This window comes from Mucilaginibacter oryzae (assembly GCF_003148845.1).
Lineage (GTDB): Bacteria > Bacteroidota > Bacteroidia > Sphingobacteriales > Sphingobacteriaceae > Mucilaginibacter > Mucilaginibacter oryzae.
In genome coordinates, this window is the sequence record NZ_QGHA01000005.1 from 340,387 (window position 1) to 358,706 (window position 18,320).

The following is an 18,320-nucleotide window of genomic DNA, read 5'->3' on the forward strand; positions in this document are numbered from 1 at the left end:
GCTTAGCAACGCACCTATGAAACGACTGATTGCAACCACTATATTTTTGGTTATAGCTACTGTACTGGTTACGGTGTTATATTTCAAAAATCTGAGCCCGCCCGGGGTACGCACCGGCGAAGTTATGCACAGTATCCCGGCCAACGCGGTTGCGGTATTTCAGTTTAACAACGAAAAGGGTTTTTACGATATTTTTAACGGAAGCCAGCTGTTAAAAACTTTTATAGGAGGCCAACATGTAAGCGATCTCGACACCTTACGCAAACTACTCATCGCATCGCCGCAACTCAGCCAGTTTTTCAGTGGTCAAAACCTGTTTATATCCCTCCATCCGGCCAATAACAACGATATTAACCTGCTAATAACCACAAGGGCATCCAAAACTTTTGATCCTTCCCTGTTTACCAATTTAACAGGCGCGGCCAAAAACCAGCTACAGATAAAAGCTATACCAATTGCAGCGCACGAAGGTTTCGATGTGTTGATCAAACCACTTGACCGGCATTTTTATATTTTAAAAAAGGGGAACAACATATTTTCGGGGAGCTTTTCGAAAGATCTGATAGAACATAGCGCCATCGACGAAAAAAATAAGAACAACCTCTCACCACTTCCCGAACAGCAAAACGCCAATTCGCTGGCCGAACTGTATGTTAATTATACTCAGCTCGATCCTTTGTTTAACCAGCTTTTTGAAAACAAAAACACCGACATTTTTAAAAGCTTCAGGCTATTGCCTGGTTTGGGTGCCTTAACACTCAATTACAAAAGCGATGCCCTGATGTTTAACGGATTTACAAAAAAGCAGGGCAGTTCAACAAGTTATTTAAACCTGTTTTCGGAGCAGCAACCTATCGTCAATCACCTGAAAGATATTTTTCCGGCTACAACTGCGTATAGTATGAGCTTTGCGGTATCCAACGCCGCTAAATTTACCGCCGATCTTGCATCGTGGCAAAACAAAGCCGGCGTAGGACCAGAACGTGATCAGTTGCTGGCCGATGTAAAAGCGAACGCGGGCCTGTTTTTAAAACCGGCTTTCGACAAGCTGCTGGGTAACGAGTTCGCCGTGGTTACCACCCGGTATTTTGAAAAGTTTGCTATTGTTTCGGTTAAAGACGGGGCTAAATTACAACCCCTGATGATGAATATCAGCAACATGGTTACCGATAAGGTGGGCCAGTTTAACTACAACAAACTACCCTTCTTTTTATTGGGCGATGCTTTCAGCGTGTTCAGAAAACCCTATTTTATTATCCTTGATAATTACCTGGTGCTGGCAGGCTCTGTTTCTGAACTGGAGAGTTATTACGACACCTATATTAACCGCAAGTTTATCGGAAAAACAGAGCAATTTACCCGCTTTGATAATCTGCTGGCCGAACGCAGCAACGTAGCCTTTTTCATGAACTTTAAAAATACGCAGCCTGTATTGAAAAGGGATTTGAAGCAATCATTTTACAGCGATTTTGAAAACGCCCATATTGGCTGGAAAAACTATTATGGTGCCGCTTACCAACTCGCCGCGTCCGACAAAAACTTTTACACCAACTTTTGCATGCAACTGAGCGTTCCGGACACCAGTGCAATAAAAAACTAAATTTCTTTCGTATTCACTAACCAATACAGCTCAACATCCGTAGAACTATTCAAAATAGAAATTTTAATAATTCTACCGATAATCATCCTTTGATTTTGATAATAAAATTAAAGTGATTATGGTATTTGAGCTATAATATGAATAGGATCTTTGTTTGTCTGTTTTTTGTTCTTTCGTTTCTATCGGCTTCGGCACAGCAATTTTCTCAATACAATACGGGTTCATTGTATGATTCGTTCGAAAATCCGTCGCAAAGGGCTTTTATACCTGATTCAAGCAGGGCGGTTGCTTTCAATTTCCTGATCCCGAATTTCGACGCGAACTTCTACGTAACCGGCAGGGCCCAGAGCGCGTTGAAAAACCGGGCCTTTTTAGGCAATTATGATGTTTCGGCATTAACCCCACCCGGAAAAGGCGGACTAAACCATTTTAATGCAGGCGGCAACAACTATTGGGTGATGCTGAAGTTTTACACTAACCTTAGCGGCGATGTTGAAATGGGTTTTTCGGCCCAGACCAAAGTTGAATCAAAAGGGTTAATTACAGACGAAACCATTCGTTTACTTTCAGGCTCTTCAACTTTTCCCGACGATCACTACGAAAATATATTCAACAACCATTACCAACTGCAAATCTACGATCAGTTAAGTTACACCTACAGGAAACGCTTTAGCAAGGAAATAGCCTTTGGCTTTAAGCTAAGCTATCTTTCGGGTGTTAAGTACGATAAAATTGATGTGGAAAATTCGGCTATACAATTTAACCGCATCCCGGATATAAATGGTAACGAAAGCGCCGTAATATCCATGCAGGGGCGTTATTATCACAGCTACGTACCGGGACGTTTAGACGGCCGCGATTTTCTTCCAAATTTCCGTAACCCCGGCGCATCAATAACCATAGGGGCCAGCTATTTAACCGAAGATGGCATTACCATACAAGGCAACATCAAAGATCTGGGCTTTATTCATTGGAGTAAGCGTTCGTTCATTAACGATTTTAACAATAGCGCCAACATTAACGGCATTAACTCCCCAAATAGGGAAGATAACATTTATAACGCCAGTTATAAACTATTTAGCGGCAACGCTGCTGTTACCGGTTTTAACACCAAAACCAATGCAAAGGCCGATTTTAGCGTGACAAAAAACTACTGGTTTGACGATGAAAAAACGATCAGGTATTTCCCTACCCTTATTGCCCAAAAAGAGTTGTTTTATCCGGGATTTACCGGCGCATGGGTAAACTCTGTTCAAAAAAACAACCTGATAGGTACCCTAACAGCTACTTATGATGATTATAAACTTTTTAACCTCGGGTTGCAAGTGATGGTTAAATCGCCCAATGCCGAATTTTTTATAGGCACCGAACGGCTGATCAATACGGGTCGGCTGACTTTTGCCGCGCTGAAAAACAAAACGCAGATTAATCATGTGGGCAGCTATACCGGCGCAAACATTTTCATGGGCTTTTCATTAAAGTTTGGCCGCGTAATTGAACACCCCATGAATTCGAGCTACATCGCCATGGGTGAAAAGGGATTTTTTGGCCGTTTATTCGGGCGGATTTTTAAAACGTACAATTAAGAAGCTTTCTTTCCGGCAATAAAATCCTTAAGGTAAAAAGGTTCGAAATAAGCAACATCTTCAAACCGGTCTTCCCTAAACTTTTCGTGAGCTTTGGTTGTAAGGTAAGTTGCGGAGTTAGCAAAGCCATCTAAAAATAAGGCGTTAGGATTTGAACCTAACACAGCCTTGCATTTTTCGGCTCCATCGCCAAAAAACAATATTTTGTTACCGGACAGGTACGATGAAAAGCTCTGTTCATCTATAATATCGGCAGATGTAGCCGTTATCCTGTTTCCGGTGGTATCAAATAAAGCGGTGTACACTTCCATCCTTCGGGCATCAATCATGGGGCACAATAACAGCTTACTGTCCTGCTCAAAACCATCCGAAGTAATTACGCCATAAGCCATTGCTTCAAGAGTTTCAACAGCGATCAGCGGTTTATCAAGCGCGAAACATAACCCTTTGGCGGTTGAAACCCCTATACGCAAACCTGTGTAAGAACCCGGTCCGCTGCTTACGGCTATGGCATCAATGTCATTATAGCTTACCCCCTGCTTATTCAGCAACTCATCAATGTATAGGGTAATTACTTCCGCGTGGATGTTACGGGCAATGATCTGTTTAAAATCAAGCAAGTTGCCATCGCGCGAAAGCGCTACAGAACAGGATGTTGTGGCAGTTTCAATTTGTAGGATAGTGCTCATGTTATTCAAGGTACAGGATCGTGGCCATGCCCGCCCCAGGGATTGCAACTGGCAATGCGCTTAATAGTTAACCACCCGCCTTTAAAAGCCCCGTACTTGCGGATAGCTTCCACCCCGTATTGCGAACAGGTTGGTGTGTAACGGCAAACAGCAGGCGAAAGCGGTGAAATGAAATATTGGTAAAGCCTGATCAGCAAAACAAAAAAACCGCCTGCTATCGCTTTTAAAACCTTTACTATCATTTCCATATGCCTGTTATTAACTGGCCGCTAAGTTTGAGGCGGCAAGTTCGTTACTCAACTGGTTAAGTAACTTCAACATCTTTTTTTCAAGGAAAAGATAAGGCTCAATCTCTTTGCCCACATACCCTACCGAAATCAGCACCTTTTTATCGGCAAGCTGCAACGCCTGGTAAAGCTGCTGTTGTTTATTGAGGCGGTAGGTTTCGCGCATCAATCTTTTAATCGTATTGCGATCAACAGCGTGTTTATAGCGCTTTTTCGAAACCGAAAACAAAATTTGCGCCGGATAAAGCTGTGGCTCCGTGTTTAAAAGCCAGGATACCCTGAAGGGATAACACAAAAAAGAAGAACCATTATGAAAAAGCTTGTCGATAAGCCTTTTGTTACATAACCGTTCTTCTTTTTTAAAAGTATACATAGTTGCCATTATTGAACCGGGAGGTAAGCATATAGAAACGGTTCCGAACCCTTTTAGAAAGGGCGAGGCAACCTTAATTATGCTTTGTGCCTGCCTTCGTCAGATACAGTTAATCTTTTGCGGCCTTTTGCTCTTCTGGCGGCTAATACTCTCCTGCCGTTAGCTGTCGACATGCGTTCACGGAAACCGTGTTTATTTCTTCTTTTTCTTTGAGAAGGCTGAAACGTTCTTTTCATGGCTATTTTATTCTATTCGTCGTCTTTTTTAAACAAGAGCGCAAATGTAGTTATTTTATTTATTAATTCAAATACTATTTTTCTTATCAAATAACACGCTTTATCTAAGGCATTTAGCAGCGTACAACACACCCCAACCTGTATCGAATCAAATAGACCTTAAAGACGTGATCTATTGCCGCCTTACACCATGCAATTCACACAATAAAATAAGCGCCCGTTTTTAGGCAAGAAATAGTTTTTAAGTAGCCTCACTAAAATCTATCCAAAGTACTTTAAGAACAAGGTGCTCCCTTTCCTTTGGAGATGGTTGGGGTGAGGCTTTTTCTTGTTTCACATTTTTAAATAAAAAGTTACATTTACCATTAGTTGCTACCTTACAGCACTATTCAGTATCGCGATCAAAAAGCAGTGTTAAAATACTAAAACTAATTAACGCTGAATATTTGCATGTGCTTAAAATCCTACTAATTTCTATGAAAAGTTTGTCATTTCTGTTCTTAACATTGTTCCCTATACTGGTTTTTAGCCAGGAGTTACCGGCCACGCATTATAAAATTTATAGTACAAGGGCACAGAAGCTGGTATCGCCCGATGATATCATTGCCGACATGACCGCGGCCGATGTCTTGTTTTTCGGCGAAGAGCATAACGACTCGACTGCCCATTATTTAGAATACACCCTGTTTAAAAAGCTTGCGGAAACATACCCCCAAAAAACAGCGCTCTCGATGGAAATGTTCCAAACCGATTGCCAGCTGGTTTTAAATGAGTACTTAGCCGGCTTTATACGCGAAAAAAATCTGATTACCGAGGGCCGCGCATGGCCTAATTATAAAGATTATAAGCCTATGGTTGATTTAGCTCAAGCCAATCATATCCCCGTTATTGCCGCTAACGCCCCTACACGCTACACCAATATGGTTACACGTTTAGGGCTCGATGCTTTGACACAGCTTGATAAGCAGGCAAAAAGCTACCTTGCGCCCCTGCCTATAGATACCGCTACTGGAGCCTACTATGATAAATTTGCGCAGATTATGGGTGGGCATGGCTCGATGCCCGGCATGCAGATTTACCAGGCACAAAACCTGTGGGATGCTACAATGGCCTGGTCGATAGCCCGGTTTTATAAAAATAATAAGGACTTTAAAATCCTGCAGTTAAATGGCGGTTTCCATAGCGAAGAAAAGCTGGGAACCGTGGCCCAGCTTAAAAAATACAATCCTAAAATAAGGGTTCTCAATATAGCTTCACTTTCCGACGATAGCTTTGATCGCCCCGATTGGAGCAGGTTTACAAAGCTCGCCGATTATATCATCCTTACCGATCCGAAATTACCCAAAACTAAATAGTCAGCGAGTTGATGGTTCATAGATCATGGATCATAGTTAATAGTTGATGGTTGTTTGCATGATGGTACTTTAGACCGGCAGCTATGAACTATCTACTATGATCCATGAACAACTATAAACCATCAACAATTATGCTTTTTTCGCTAACAGGTCGCGGATCTCGGTAAGTAAAACTTCTTCTTTGGTTGGCGCAGGCGGTGCGGCCGGTGTTTCTTCTTCCTTCTTTTTAAGCGAGTTTATACCTTTAACCAGTAAAAACACGATAAAAGCCAGGATAACAAAATTAAGTACCACGGTGACAAAATTACCCCAGGCAAATACCGGCCCGAGTTTCTTTGCATCGGCAAGTGCCAGCCCTTTGGTTACTTTATCAGACAGGGGAATATACAGATTACTAAAATCAGCCTTAAAAGCGATGCCAACAACCGGCATGATCAGATCGTTCACAACAGAATCAACAATTGATTTGAATGCCGCACCGATGATCACACCCACAGCCAGATCGACCACGTTACCGCGCATTGCAAATTCTCTAAATTCTTTTACTATAGCCATAAATTATAAGTTTGGTTGAATAAAGTTAATAATTAATACCATTGTGCTAAGGGTTTGCAGCCGTTTTTTGTTTTGATCGAAAACAAAAAACGGCTTTAAGCATTTAACAACTTTAGCGCAGATGCATCAAGTAATTTTTACTTAATACTAATTTGATGTATTTTTGGCTACATCTTAATTATGCTTAAACAGAACCTTCAACAAAAACTTTTACAAAAACTTTCGCCGCAGCAAATTCAATTTATAAAGTTGCTGCAGGTGCCTACTGTTTCGCTTGATACCAGGATAAAAGAAGAACTGGAAGAAAATCCCGCGCTTGAAGATTTGAGTTTAACTAATTTAAACGAACCTGAAGAACAATATCCCGATCGCGATCCCGACGATGATTATAACAACAACGACGAGGAAAAAGGCGAGATGGATGAATTTAATATCGACGATTACCTGCAGGAAGATAACGTAAACGATTACGGCTCGCGCTATGATCAAAACGGCGACGATGAGGACGAACGCAAAGAGATACCAATTGCCGTACAAAGCTCATTTTTTGAAAGCCTGCAACTACAGCTCGACCTTTTAGTACTAAGCGATAAGGACTTTATGATAGGCAAACAGATCATCGGCAGCCTTGACGATGATGGCTACCTGCGCCGCCCAATCATGTCGCTTACCGACGACCTTGCATTTTCGCAAAATGTATTTGCCGAAGACGAGGAGGTTGAAGATATGCTGAAAGTTATACAGGGCTTTGACCCGCCGGGTGTTGGGGCACGAAGTTTACAGGAGTGTTTGTTGATTCAACTGCGCAAAAAGGATCCTAATGATCCCATTATAAAAAAAGCAATACTGGTTGTTGAAAACTACCTTGACGAGTTTACGCGCAAACACTATGATAAGCTCGAAAAATCGCTGAACTTAAATTCAGTTGAGCTTCGCGGGGTGATTAACGAGATCCTTAAGCTAAACCCGAAACCGGGCGATTCGAACGAGATCAATACCAAACAAATGCAGGTGATCCCTGATTTTCACATCACCAATAACGATGGTACGCTGGTGCTCACGCTCAATTCAAAAAATGCGCCCGAATTGAAGGTAAGCCGGTCATACCAGGAAATGTTTCAGCATTATGATAAGGCTTCGCAAAAGGATAAAAAGCTGAAAGAGGCCGTACAGTTTGTAAAGCAAAAGCTCGATTCGGCCAAGTGGTTTATTGATGCTATTAAACAGCGCCAGCAAACGCTGCTTAAAACCATGAATGCCATTATGCAATACCAGTACGAGTTTTTCCTTACCGGTGATGATAAAAACCTGAAGCCGATGATATTGAAGGATATCGCCGACAGGATTGGTATGGATATCTCCACCGTATCGCGCGTGGCCAACTCTAAATATGTACAAACCGAATTTGGTACTTTCCTGCTAAAATCATTCTTCTCAGAAGCCATCCAAACCGAGAGCGGCGAAGAAGTATCTAACAAAGAGGTTAAAAAGATATTGGAAGAGCACATCGGCAAAGAAGATAAACGCCATCCGCTTGCTGATGAAAAGCTGACCGAGATATTGAAAGATGCGGGTTACAATATTGCCCGCCGTACCGTTGCCAAGTATCGTGAACAGATGAATATCCCGGTGGCAAGGTTAAGAAAGGAATTATAATTTATTAAAAGCGCATCCCTTAGATGCGTAGCAGCGATGTGCGACAGGACTCTGTACGCTATCCAGCAAATCACAGGTTATCAAGATACAAAGCGGCAGCGCCAATAATGGCGCTGTTTTGCATTTCAGAAATTTCAATTCTTATCCGATTAAGTGTTTTAGGATAGGCAAAGGTTTTAACCGACAGCCACATGGCCTCTTTAAAATAATCAAAGGCATGGCTCACCGAGCCGCCTAAAACAATCAATTCAGGATCGTAAGCGTACATCGCCATTTTTATGGCGTTGCCTATATGCGTACCTAATTCGGCGTATAATTCCAGCGCGAGGCTATCTCCGGCGCGGGCATCATTAAAAACTTCCACCCCATCCAATCCGTATACATTATTAAAGAACGAACCGCTGCAGTAATACTCCAGAACGTTATCCATGTAAGGGAACAAACCTATTTCGCCTGCACCGCAATTATAACCGGTATACAGCTTACCATTGGTAATAATGCCTGTGCCCAGCCCGGTACCGAGGGTCAGGCCAACCATATTGTCAACGCCTTTTCCTTTTCCGAAGTACAGCTCGCCAACGGCAAAGCAGTTGGCATCGTTATTTACATACACCGGGATATTGTAACGCTCCTGCATCAGCGTTTTAAGGTGAACTTCCTTCCACGAAGGAATGTATTGCACATCGTAAACAATCCCTGCTGCCACGTCAACCACACTGGGTACGCCTATGCCGATAGCGGCGCAGGGTTGATGATTTTGCAACAGGGTATCTGCAACGGTATAAACATCATTGAGCACATCCTCAATACTCCCGTCGCTTTTTATCCGTCGTGATACGATATTGCCAATTTCGTTGTTATCAACTACAGCTCCGCGGATATTGGTAGCGCCAAGGTCAATCCCTATTACTTTTATCTTACTCATTAGTGCTTATTGCGTTGTTCCTGTTATTATAAAATGGTTTATTGGTAACCGCCGGTTTGACGCGTAAACAATATCGTGAAAAAACGGTGAGTGTCAACTTTACACAATATTATTTAAATTGCTGCGCCTTGTTCAGCGATTTAAAATAAAGATGACAATCATTGTTTTTTAGGTCACTGATCATCGCTTAAAACATATTGAACATCATTTTAACCAAAGTTTCCCTAAAACAAAACATTTAACAAATACAGATGTGTTAATGGGAAACACCTGCTCTATGACCCCAAAACAAGAAAAAGAACTTACCTATATTGAAAAAGTATGGCATACCGTTGCCATTGTTGCCTTGTTGGTTGTTGTGATATTGATAGCCCGTGTTGCTTTCAATGTTTTGCTGATGATACTTTCGGGGGCGTTGATAGCAACCTATTTTCATGGCCTTGGCGATTTGATTGAGCGCAATACCAAAATGCGCCGCAGATACGCCATGATCATATCAGTGGGCGGTTCATTTTTAATTATTGCCGGATTATTTTATCTGATGGGTACAACCATACAGCACCAGATTGCGCTGTTAAAGGAAACCCTCCCGCATACGGTTAACAACGTAAAACTTAAACTGGCCTCAAACCCAACAGGGCAGCAAATTCTTGGTTATTTTTCGGGAGATAACGATCCGGATAAGGTAGTGGTTACCGTACAGCATTTTTTCAGCACGGGCTTTGGCGTTTTAGGCGATATCTACATCATTTTATTCCTGAGCATATTTTTTACCGCCAACCCCGATGTATATAAAAACGGCATCCTCATATTAATGCCCGAAAGGAAAAAGCAATTGGGCAAGGACATTATGGAAAGGATCAGCCTATCGTTAAAAGGGTGGTTAAAGGGCATGCTGCTTTCAATGGTGCTGCTTGCAATACTGCTCACCACAGGCTTAAGCATTATGAGCATCCCTGCAGCTTTGATCCTGGCTTTATTTGCCGGAATGTTAAAGATCATACCCAACCTGGGCTCGGTGATAGCCATGGTGCCCGGCGTATTACTGGCACTTACTATCGGGCCCAATTCGGCTATTATTGTGGCGCTGATTTATGTAGTATCACAAACCATCGTCAGCAATATCGTGGTACCGATAGTACAAAACCGGATGATCAATTTGCCACCAGCCCTAACCATTATCAGCCAGGTGGTTATGGGCACACTTTCGGGGGTATTGGGCATCATTTTGGCCGTACCTATTGTAGCCATCATAGTTATTTTGGTTGATGAATTATATGTAAAAAAACTGGGCGATGCCGAGGTAATAGCGCATTAAGATGGCATCATCAAAAAAATCGATATATAGCGCCCTGATCGCTAACCTGCTTATAGCCGTTACCAAATTTATAGCCGGCGTTTTTGGCCGGAGCGGATCAATGATCTCGGAAGGGATTCATTCGCTTGTTGATACGGCGAATGAATTATTGCTGCTGCTTGGCTTGTACCGGAGCCGCAAAGCTCCTGATAAAACGCATCCTTTTGGTTATGGCAAAGAATTGTATTTCTGGTCGTTTATTGTTTCTATCATGATATTTGGTTTAGGCGGGGGCTTATCCATTTACCAGGGCATCCTCCATATCCGGCAGCCCGAACCTCTTGGCAATCCTACCTTAAGTTATATCGTGTTAGGTTTATCCATCATATTTGAGGGCTCATCGCTTATTATTGCCCTAAAAGAATTTAATAGTGTAAGAGGGGAACAAACCTGGTGGGAAGCCGTGGTTAAAAGTAAGGATCCATCAACTTTTTTGGTGATGTTTGAAGATTGCGCCGCAGTTGCAGGTTTATTTATTGTAGCAATCTGCCTGTTCCTAAATCACCGATACACTATTCCTGTGCTTGATGGTGTGGCTTCGTTACTGGTTGGTTTGGTACTGGTAGGCGTTTCGGCAATACTGGCCCGCGAAAGCCGGAGTTTACTGATGGGAGAAGGCATCTCACCCGAATCAAGAGAAAAAATAACCCGCCTGGTGGAAAGAGACGGCTCCGTATTAAAAGTGATGCACATGCTCTCCACCTATCAATCGCCCGATGAGATTATTTTGATGCTGATAGTAGCTTTTAAAGAAGATCTCGATACACAGCAAATCAATAAGGCCATTGATCGCATCCGCGATTGTATCAAGCATGAATTTACCTTGGTGAGGTTTGTGTTGGTACAGCCCGAAACATTTTCGGCAGAAATTATACAAACAGGCAATGTGCTTTAATTGTATATTAGCTATTACTAAAACACCCTACCCTCATGCAAGAACAAAAATTCCATTACGCTACAGTAACCGAGGCTATAGCCAAATTAAAAGAACAAGGGTATACCCATGAGTTTAGCCTTGAAGGCGATTATTTTAAAGACGGAGAAGAAACGTTCAAGGCATCGGATTTTGAAATAGCCGATCTATACCGCTATGAAGGCCCCTCCGACCCTGCCGACGAAGCCATTGTTTACGCGCTTGTATCACCTGCCGGTGAAAAAGGCACTTTGGTAACAGGTTACGGCGTTTCTACAGATGAAGCTACTATAGAAACATTGAAGAATTTACATTATAAGTACCAGCAGGGAAGGCAGGATTAACACCTCCTGCTCCGCCCGGCCGTTCAATAAATAAAGCTCATTTAAAACACAACAGGCCCTTACCGGTTGGTAAAAGCGCCTGTTGTGTTTTGTTCCTATCCATCAAACACATCAAATAAAAATTGAGATGTATTTTGTTTTCATGATACACTAATTGATCTGCTCCAGCATTTTAATGTACAACTCAATACCTTCCCTGATTTCGTCAACATACACAAATTCATCAGCGGTATGCGAACGGGCCGAATCGCCGGGGCCAACTTTAATTGAAGGAATATCCAATAACGATTGATCCGAAGTGGTTGGTGAGCCGTAAGTGATGCGGCCAAGCGCTATACCGGCCTGCACTATGGGATGTTCTTTGGGTATTGACGATGGTTTCAACCTGATAGAGCGTGGTTTTACATCGCTGGCAACGTGCTCACGGATAATCTCCAATACCTCCTCGTTACGGTAAGCATCGGTAACCCGCACATCAACCGTGTAAACACAGCTTGCCGGTACTACATTATGCTGCGAACCTGCGTTGATAATAGTCACCGACATTTTTATCGGCCCGAATACTTCAGATTCTTTAGGGAATTTGAACGAGCGGAACCACTCGATATCTGTCAGCGCCTTGTAGATAGCGTTCTCCCCTTCTTCGCGGGCGGCATGGCCGGCACGGCCATGAGCAGTACAATCTAATACCATCAGGCCGCGCTCGGCAATAGCCAGCTGCATCTGCGTTGGTTCGCCTACTATTCCGAATGATAGTTCGCCAAGATCGGGAATAATAAGCTCAAGACCGTTTACGCCCGAAATTTCTTCTTCGGCTGTGGTGGCCAGGCAGAAGTTGTATTTCAGGTTTTCCTGATCATGAAAATAAAGAAACACCGCGATAAGCGATACCAAACATCCGCCTGCATCATTACTGCCTAAACCAAACAATTTACCATCTTCAATTTTTGCGTCGTATGGGTCGCGGGTATAGCCGGAATTGGGTTTTACGGTATCGTGGTGCGAATTGAGCAGAATTGTTTCTTTGGCCGGATCGAAATGCTTGTTCCAGGCCCAGATATTATTGAGTTTGCGGTGCGTAGTTACCCCATGCGTTTGCAGAAACTCGTTGATCAGATCGGCAGTACGGTTTTCCTCTTTGCTGAACGACGGGATCGAGATCAGCTGTTGCAGCAAAGTTACCGCCTGTTGAAATAAATTGTTGGTATCAGTCATAAATTACGGGAACAACCCTGGTGATTAACGGGCAAAATTAACACTTTGATCAGACTTTACAGAATTTTAAGAATAAGTAGAATAACGTAGCTGCCGCCGAAAACCGATCTGTATTCCAATTAACAATAAGCTAACTTAATGTTAACATGCCGCGTATTTTATTCTGCCCGTTCTAAAATTCTGAAAATTCCGGTTCAGGGGTCTTCAATTTTTGAGTGCTTATGGGTGTCGTTCATGGTGATATAAAGTATCAGCGAAAGGGCTATACATATCGTTACATACCAGTAAAACCATTCGGCATGATGATCATTTTTGAACCTGAACGCGATGTATTCGGCGGTACCGCCAAACAGGGAAACGGCTATGGCGTAGGGAAAGCCAACGCCAAGCGCACGTATATGAGCAGGAAAAAGTTCGGCTTTTACAACGGCGTTTATGGAGGTGTAGCCGCTTATAATAATTAACGCGCAAAGAATAAGCGCAAATGCCGTCCAAACATCTTTAGTATGGCTCAATAAAGTCATGATAGGGACAGTACTTAAAGTGCCCGCTATGCCGAAGCCGATGAGTAATGGTTTACGACCGATCTTATCCGACAGCAAGCCGAACGCTGGCTGTATCAGCATAAATACAGCCAGCGTTAAGGTAGAAATCAAGGTTGCATCGCTTTTGGTGAAGCCCGAAGTATTTACCAGGAACTTTTGCATATAGGTAGTAAATGTATAAAAGGCCAGCGTACCGCCAACAGTTAATCCAATTACAGTAAATACCGCTTTGGGGTACCGGGTTAATGCCTTGATAGTGCCACGCAGGGCATCCTTTTTATCCCCATGCTGATCAAACGAAGCTGATTCCTGCAAACTTCTTCTTAAATACATGGTAGTTACAGCCAATATAGCGCCTATACCGAAAGGGATGCGCCATCCCCAGTCGTGAAGTTGTTTTTCAGAAAGAAAGGCGCGTTGCAACAGCACCAATACGCCAAGCGCCAGTAATTGCCCCATAATAAGCGTTACGTATTGAAAACTGGAGTAAAAGCCCCGCCGCTTTTTAGTAGCCATTTCGCTAAGGTAGGTGGCGCTGGTGCCATATTCTCCGCCAACGCTTAAGCCCTGGATAATCCGGGCCAATACCAGCAATACCGGCGCGGCCACGCCTATTGATTTATAGCCGGGTGTAACAGCAATGATGAGCGAACCGATACTCATGAGCAACACCGAGGCGGTTAAAGCAGCTTTTCGTCCGCGTTTGTCGGCAAACGTACCCATCACCCAGCCCCCTATGGGCCGCATTAAAAAACCTATCGCAAATATGCCGGCTGTATTTAAAAGCTGTACGGTTTGATTATCCGAGGGAAAAAACGCATCTGAAAAGTAAAGAGAAAAAGCGGTGTACGCGTACCAGTCATACCATTCAACAAGGTTACCCAGCGAACCGCCTATGATGGATTTGATACGCCCGCCCGTAGTTTGAGGCGATAGTGATTTTATTTCGTTCATCAAATTTGGCGGATATTATTGGTTTTCGTAATATTAAGAATTTTAAAACGGAGCTGCAATAGCCGGATCACAACCGGTACATTTGCAACAACGAGAGCAATACAAATAATCAATACAATCCAACCTTATCTACCATTTGCCAATGTTAATTACCGAAGATTTTCTGCATTATATCTGGAAGTTCCGGCTGTTTGAACGTGAAAGCCTGCAAACGGCAGATGGTGAAACATTAGAGATCTTTTCGGCAGGCCTGCATAATTCTGATTCGGGGCCTGATTTTCATAATGCCCGCATCCGCATTGGCGAAACAGTTTGGGCGGGCAATGTTGAAGTTCACCTTTCGGCGTCTGATTGGGAAAAACATGGTCATACAACCGATGGCGCTTATGATAACGTGATCCTGCATGTAGTTTACCGTAATGATGTACCGCTGTTTTTAGCGAACGGGCGTAAAGTGCCTACACTCGAATTACACAACCGGATCAGCGAAGCATTATATCAAAAATACCACAAACTCGTTTTCGGCAATCAAACTTTCATCCCCTGCGAAAACAGTATCGCAACCGTAGACGGCCTGACCATGCAAAACTGGCTCACCCGTGTATTGGTGGAACGGATGGAAAAACGATCGGCCAATGTAGCGGCTGCCCTGGCCCTTAATAAAGGAGATTGGGAGGAAACGTTTTACCAGTTTTTAGCGGCTAACTTCGGCTTTAAAATAAACGCCCTGCCGTTCGAACTGATGGCTAAATCGTTGCCACAGCTCACCCTTGCCAAAAATAAAAACAACCCCATGCAGATTGAAGCGCTGGTATTTGGGCAAGCCGGTTTTTTAGATGGGGTGTTTAAAGATGAATATCCGCTTAAACTTCAAAAAGAATATGCCTATTTGCGAAAAAAGTATCATCTCAACCCAATAGAAAACCATTTGTGGAAGTTTATGCGCCTCAGGCCTCAAAACTTCCCTACCATCAGGCTGGCACAGTTTGCCGCGCTTATTGTGCAATCAAATCACCTGCTATCTAAAATACTGGAAATTAAAGAGGTTAAAGCGCTGCGAGGTTTGTTTACCGAGCTAAAGGTTAACAGCTATTGGGACGATCATTACCGCTTTGACGTAGCATCTAAACCTTCATCAAAAAACATGGGCGATGGATCAGTAGATATCTTATTACTCAATACGGTGGCTTTATTCCTGTTTAGTTACGGCAAACTGCACCAGCAGCAACACTACATCAGCCGGAGCCTTAAATTATTAGAAAATTTACCTGCCGAAAAGAACAATATTATCGCCGGTTTTGTTAACTTAGATGTGAAAATTGAAACCGCATTCGAATCGCAGGCTTTGCTGGAATTAAAAAATAATTACTGCAATTATAAGAAATGCCTGCAATGCGGCGTTGGCAATAAAATACTAAAACTGGCCTGACATGCTACAGCGAATACTCACATTTTTTGAACGGTACTCCTTTGGTGTATGCACCTATCTTGGCGAGCGTTTTAATATCTCTATCTCCAAAATCAGACTTTTTTTTATTTATTCCTCATTCCTGGCAGTGGGCTTCCCCCTGATATTTTATTTCTTTGCCGGGATTGTGCTTGATATCAGGAACTTTATCAAACGTAAGCACACCGGGGTAACAGACCTTTAATCCTTGATGGATTTTTGATGAGGCCGATGTTACTGATTCATTTCTTTTGATCGGAGATTGTACAAAATACGCTTCAGCTTCCATTAGCGCATTAAACAAGTTTCCCGGTTTTTACCGCGTCCTGCAGGTTGCGTACCTTAAACTTGGGGGTATAGCAGTACCGGGCAAGCTGCTTTGCCCAGGTTGTTTTATAGCCAAAAATCAGCTTGATCATTTTTACACGTGTTGAGCCCCTGGGGTAGCCGTATTTATACCAGGTAAATTTAGAAGCATCAATATTAAACTGTTCGGTAAAATCGGCGAGGAAAAGATCGATTTCTATATCAAATATATCCAGGTCGAGATCGATACTGGTATCAAGGTTAAGGCTATGAGGATCAATATTTTGGATTTTATACCTGTTGCAGTAGTCAACAATAAATTCTTTTAAGGGTGGCAGGATCTCTTCCATCTAAACGAATATTATATCACCATTCAGGCTATGAGACGTAACTTTTGGAACAAGGTTGCATACAAATTTATTTAATGTTAAAGCAGCCTCATAAATAGCGGTGTTAATGTAGGTTACCAATTTAACACGATCACAACACCTTTTTGCCCGTAAATGAACGCATTGTATTATAATTGCATAGATAATTACTGCCAACATGAACCTTAAAGTAATAGCATTTGATGCCGACGATACCCTTTGGGTAAACGAGCCTTATTTCCAGGCCACGGAAGAGAAATTTTGCAGCCTGCTTGAAAACTTTTTGCCCGTGCACACTATTTCTAAAGAGCTTTTTAAGGTTGAGGTTGATAACCTGCCGCTTTACGGTTATGGCATCAAGGGCTATATTTTATCTATGATTGAAGCGGCTTTAAGCATATCTGAAAAGAACATCAGCGTTGAAGTTGTTGAAACTATTTTGCAATACGGCAAGGAGATGCTTAATCAGCCCATAGAGTTGCTGAACGATGTGGAGCACGTGCTATCGTCACTAAAAAATCAATACCGGCTTGTGGTAGCCACCAAAGGCGACCTGCTTGACCAGGAACGCAAGCTTAAAAAATCGGGCCTGGCGCATTATTTTCACCACATTGAGATTATGAGCGACAAAAAAGAGGCTGATTACACCAAGCTGATCAAACACCTTGATATTGAACCGTCTGAATTTATGATGATAGGCAACTCATTACGATCTGATGTGATGCCGGTAATTGCCATAGGCGGTTACGCCGTGCATGTACCTTACCATACCACCTGGGCGCATGAACACGTTGAAACCGTTTTAACACATCCAAATTTTAAACAGGTAGATAGGATAACCGAAGTGCTTGAGATTGTTATGAAGTTTGGGAGTTGGTAAAATAATATGTATGCCCAAAGTTTTTAGCCTTTTAACTTACGGACTTTCGGACTAACAAACGTTCGGACTCAAACACCCTTCTCCATTACAATCAGTTCGATAGGCTGTTTGGCATCGCCAAAACGGCCGTGCGCGTGAAAAGGCTGAACCTCGCCGGTTGGTTTGTAACCCCGGCGTTCGTACCAGGCAATCAGTTCTGAACGGGTACTGATCACCGTCATGATTAGCGTATTACAACCATATTTGCGAGCATAAACCTCGGCTTCTTCTATCAATTTGCGCCCCACGCCTTGATTTTGCAGCAAGGGCAATACGCTGAACATGCCTAAATATAGTTTCGGATGCCTTATTTCAAGATATACGCAACCTGTTATACAACCGTTATCATCGGTATGCTTCAGGATGATAACTTTTTCATCATGCATATAGGTTGTAAGCATATCTTCATCAATACGGTCGCCTCCTATCAAATCAGCCTCCGTTGTCCAGCCCTGTTTGGAGCTTTCGCCGCGATAGGCGCTATTTACTAATACGTTTAGCTCGCGAACATCGGCAAGGGTTGCTTGTGTAATAACAGACATGCTATAAAATAATTAAGGTTGACAAAAATAACGTTTACCTACTTCAAATTTCATCGTTTCGGTAGCTTTTAAAAACTTTACGCCATTTTCGGTTCAGAAGAGGTTCAAGCTTTCATGTATTATGAATTTGGATGATATCAAATGACAT

General features: G+C 42.7%; 20 protein-coding genes. 10 read left to right on the forward strand and 10 right to left on the reverse strand.

Annotated features, from left to right (window positions below):
- Positions 1-16: 16 nt before the first annotated feature.
- Positions 17-1,600 (forward strand): hypothetical protein, encoded by a 1,584-nt coding sequence (locus tag LX99_RS15540; protein WP_109608708.1) that lies wholly within the window; start codon positions 17-19, stop codon positions 1,598-1,600.
- 137 nt (positions 1,601-1,737) lie between these two features.
- A complete protein-coding gene (locus tag LX99_RS15545; RefSeq protein WP_109608709.1) occupies positions 1,738-3,186 on the forward strand; it encodes a DUF5723 family protein in 1,449 nt (482 codons plus the stop codon).
- Here LX99_RS15545 and tsaB read toward each other — a convergent pair.
- The 4 genes from tsaB to rpmH form a co-directional block, all read right to left on the reverse strand.
- Entirely contained in the window at positions 3,183-3,875 is a 693-nt protein-coding gene (gene tsaB / locus LX99_RS15550) for a tRNA (adenosine(37)-N6)-threonylcarbamoyltransferase complex dimerization subunit type 1 TsaB (RefSeq protein ID WP_109608710.1), read from the reverse strand. The genes LX99_RS15545 and tsaB overlap by 4 nt on opposite strands.
- A gap of 5 nt (positions 3,876-3,880) precedes the next feature.
- Positions 3,881-4,123 (reverse strand): membrane protein insertion efficiency factor YidD, encoded by a 243-nt coding sequence (gene yidD, locus LX99_RS15555; protein WP_109608711.1) that lies wholly within the window; start codon positions 4,121-4,123, stop codon positions 3,881-3,883.
- Positions 4,124-4,133: 10 nt separating this feature from the next.
- Positions 4,134-4,544 carry a ribonuclease P protein component gene (locus LX99_RS15560; RefSeq protein WP_342769427.1) on the reverse strand — a complete coding sequence of 137 codons (411 nt, stop codon included), beginning with the start codon at positions 4,542-4,544 and terminating at the stop codon, positions 4,134-4,136.
- Positions 4,545-4,612: 68 nt separating this feature from the next.
- A complete protein-coding gene (gene rpmH / locus LX99_RS15565) occupies positions 4,613-4,771 on the reverse strand; it encodes a 50S ribosomal protein L34 (RefSeq protein ID WP_083878950.1) in 159 nt (52 codons plus the stop codon).
- 476 nt (positions 4,772-5,247) lie between these two features.
- On the opposite strand from rpmH, the gene LX99_RS15570 reads away from it, so the two are divergent.
- Positions 5,248-6,126, forward strand: coding sequence for a ChaN family lipoprotein (locus tag LX99_RS15570; protein WP_109608713.1), 879 nt, complete (start codon positions 5,248-5,250; stop codon positions 6,124-6,126).
- A 129-nt stretch (positions 6,127-6,255) separates the two neighbouring features.
- Here the strand turns inward: LX99_RS15570 and mscL are convergent, their stop codons facing one another.
- Positions 6,256-6,681, reverse strand: a complete 426-nt coding sequence (mscL, locus tag LX99_RS15575) for a large conductance mechanosensitive channel protein MscL (RefSeq protein WP_022832390.1) — start codon at positions 6,679-6,681, stop codon at positions 6,256-6,258.
- A gap of 180 nt (positions 6,682-6,861) precedes the next feature.
- On the opposite strand from mscL, the gene rpoN reads away from it, so the two are divergent.
- A complete protein-coding gene (gene rpoN / locus LX99_RS15580; protein WP_022832389.1) occupies positions 6,862-8,337 on the forward strand; it encodes an RNA polymerase factor sigma-54 in 1,476 nt (491 codons plus the stop codon).
- Positions 8,338-8,407: 70 nt separating this feature from the next.
- Here the strand turns inward: rpoN and LX99_RS15585 are convergent, their stop codons facing one another.
- A complete protein-coding gene (locus LX99_RS15585) occupies positions 8,408-9,262 on the reverse strand; it encodes an ROK family protein (RefSeq protein ID WP_109608714.1) in 855 nt (284 codons plus the stop codon).
- A gap of 277 nt (positions 9,263-9,539) precedes the next feature.
- Here LX99_RS15585 and LX99_RS15590 point away from each other — a divergent pair, with 277 nt between their 5' ends.
- The 3 genes from LX99_RS15590 to LX99_RS15600 are packed head-to-tail and all read left to right on the forward strand — an operon-like array spanning position 9,540 to position 11,876.
- On the forward strand, positions 9,540-10,580 hold the full coding sequence (locus LX99_RS15590; RefSeq protein WP_170122722.1) for an AI-2E family transporter: 1,041 nt from the start codon (positions 9,540-9,542) through the stop codon (positions 10,578-10,580).
- A gap of 1 nt (position 10,581) precedes the next feature.
- Positions 10,582-11,514, forward strand: coding sequence for a cation diffusion facilitator family transporter (locus LX99_RS15595; protein ID WP_109608716.1), 933 nt, complete (start codon positions 10,582-10,584; stop codon positions 11,512-11,514).
- Between the two features lie 35 nt (positions 11,515-11,549).
- Entirely contained in the window at positions 11,550-11,876 is a 327-nt protein-coding gene (locus tag LX99_RS15600; RefSeq protein ID WP_022830554.1) for a hypothetical protein, read from the forward strand.
- Between the two features lie 150 nt (positions 11,877-12,026).
- On the opposite strand, the gene LX99_RS15605 is transcribed toward LX99_RS15600, so the two are convergent.
- On the reverse strand, positions 12,027-13,091 hold the full coding sequence (locus LX99_RS15605) for a M20 family metallo-hydrolase (RefSeq protein WP_109608717.1): 1,065 nt from the start codon (positions 13,089-13,091) through the stop codon (positions 12,027-12,029).
- A gap of 194 nt (positions 13,092-13,285) precedes the next feature.
- Positions 13,286-14,590, reverse strand: a complete 1,305-nt coding sequence (locus tag LX99_RS15610; RefSeq protein WP_109608718.1) for an MFS transporter — start codon at positions 14,588-14,590, stop codon at positions 13,286-13,288.
- Positions 14,591-14,732: 142 nt separating this feature from the next.
- Between LX99_RS15610 and LX99_RS15615 the strand changes: the two genes are divergently transcribed.
- Both LX99_RS15615 and LX99_RS15620 read left to right on the forward strand, forming a co-directional pair.
- Positions 14,733-16,019 (forward strand): DUF2851 family protein, encoded by a 1,287-nt coding sequence (locus LX99_RS15615; RefSeq protein ID WP_109608719.1) that lies wholly within the window; start codon positions 14,733-14,735, stop codon positions 16,017-16,019.
- A gap of 1 nt (position 16,020) precedes the next feature.
- Positions 16,021-16,242: a PspC domain-containing protein gene (locus tag LX99_RS15620; RefSeq protein WP_022830549.1), complete on the forward strand. Its 222-nt coding sequence runs from the start codon at positions 16,021-16,023 to the stop codon at positions 16,240-16,242.
- A gap of 91 nt (positions 16,243-16,333) precedes the next feature.
- On the opposite strand, the gene LX99_RS15625 is transcribed toward LX99_RS15620, so the two are convergent.
- Positions 16,334-16,693: a DUF1493 family protein gene (locus LX99_RS15625; protein WP_109608720.1), complete on the reverse strand. Its 360-nt coding sequence runs from the start codon at positions 16,691-16,693 to the stop codon at positions 16,334-16,336.
- 196 nt (positions 16,694-16,889) lie between these two features.
- Between LX99_RS15625 and LX99_RS15635 the strand changes: the two genes are divergently transcribed.
- Positions 16,890-17,591, forward strand: coding sequence for an HAD family hydrolase (locus tag LX99_RS15635; protein WP_109608722.1), 702 nt, complete (start codon positions 16,890-16,892; stop codon positions 17,589-17,591).
- Positions 17,592-17,659: 68 nt separating this feature from the next.
- On the opposite strand, the gene LX99_RS15640 is transcribed toward LX99_RS15635, so the two are convergent.
- Positions 17,660-18,172: a GNAT family N-acetyltransferase gene (locus LX99_RS15640; protein WP_109608723.1), complete on the reverse strand. Its 513-nt coding sequence runs from the start codon at positions 18,170-18,172 to the stop codon at positions 17,660-17,662.
- Between the last annotated feature and the right edge of the window lie 148 nt (positions 18,173-18,320).

What these genes read in the sequence shown, in the direction of transcription:
- LX99_RS15540 (WP_109608708.1), top strand. Translation starts at nt 17, where the DNA reads ATGAAACGACTGATTGCAACCACTATATTTTTGGTTATAGCTACTGTA.
- LX99_RS15545 (WP_109608709.1), top strand. Translation starts at nt 1,738, where the DNA reads ATGAATAGGATCTTTGTTTGTCTGTTTTTTGTTCTTTCGTTTCTATCG.
- tsaB (WP_109608710.1), bottom strand. Translation starts at nt 3,875, where the DNA reads ATGAGCACTATCCTACAAATTGAAACTGCCACAACATCCTGTTCTGTA.
- yidD (WP_109608711.1), bottom strand. Translation starts at nt 4,123, where the DNA reads ATGGAAATGATAGTAAAGGTTTTAAAAGCGATAGCAGGCGGTTTTTTT.
- LX99_RS15560 (WP_342769427.1), bottom strand. Translation starts at nt 4,544, where the DNA reads ATGGCAACTATGTATACTTTTAAAAAAGAAGAACGGTTATGTAACAAA.
- rpmH (WP_083878950.1), bottom strand. Translation starts at nt 4,771, where the DNA reads ATGAAAAGAACGTTTCAGCCTTCTCAAAGAAAAAGAAGAAATAAACAC.
- LX99_RS15570 (WP_109608713.1), top strand. Translation starts at nt 5,248, where the DNA reads ATGAAAAGTTTGTCATTTCTGTTCTTAACATTGTTCCCTATACTGGTT.
- mscL (WP_022832390.1), bottom strand. Translation starts at nt 6,681, where the DNA reads ATGGCTATAGTAAAAGAATTTAGAGAATTTGCAATGCGCGGTAACGTG.
- rpoN (WP_022832389.1), top strand. Translation starts at nt 6,862, where the DNA reads ATGCTTAAACAGAACCTTCAACAAAAACTTTTACAAAAACTTTCGCCG.
- LX99_RS15585 (WP_109608714.1), bottom strand. Translation starts at nt 9,262, where the DNA reads ATGAGTAAGATAAAAGTAATAGGGATTGACCTTGGCGCTACCAATATC.
- LX99_RS15590 (WP_170122722.1), top strand. Translation starts at nt 9,540, where the DNA reads ATGACCCCAAAACAAGAAAAAGAACTTACCTATATTGAAAAAGTATGG.
- LX99_RS15595 (WP_109608716.1), top strand. Translation starts at nt 10,582, where the DNA reads ATGGCATCATCAAAAAAATCGATATATAGCGCCCTGATCGCTAACCTG.
- LX99_RS15600 (WP_022830554.1), top strand. Translation starts at nt 11,550, where the DNA reads ATGCAAGAACAAAAATTCCATTACGCTACAGTAACCGAGGCTATAGCC.
- LX99_RS15605 (WP_109608717.1), bottom strand. Translation starts at nt 13,091, where the DNA reads ATGACTGATACCAACAATTTATTTCAACAGGCGGTAACTTTGCTGCAA.
- LX99_RS15610 (WP_109608718.1), bottom strand. Translation starts at nt 14,590, where the DNA reads ATGAACGAAATAAAATCACTATCGCCTCAAACTACGGGCGGGCGTATC.
- LX99_RS15615 (WP_109608719.1), top strand. Translation starts at nt 14,733, where the DNA reads ATGTTAATTACCGAAGATTTTCTGCATTATATCTGGAAGTTCCGGCTG.
- LX99_RS15620 (WP_022830549.1), top strand. Translation starts at nt 16,021, where the DNA reads ATGCTACAGCGAATACTCACATTTTTTGAACGGTACTCCTTTGGTGTA.
- LX99_RS15625 (WP_109608720.1), bottom strand. Translation starts at nt 16,693, where the DNA reads ATGGAAGAGATCCTGCCACCCTTAAAAGAATTTATTGTTGACTACTGC.
- LX99_RS15635 (WP_109608722.1), top strand. Translation starts at nt 16,890, where the DNA reads ATGAACCTTAAAGTAATAGCATTTGATGCCGACGATACCCTTTGGGTA.
- LX99_RS15640 (WP_109608723.1), bottom strand. Translation starts at nt 18,172, where the DNA reads ATGTCTGTTATTACACAAGCAACCCTTGCCGATGTTCGCGAGCTAAAC.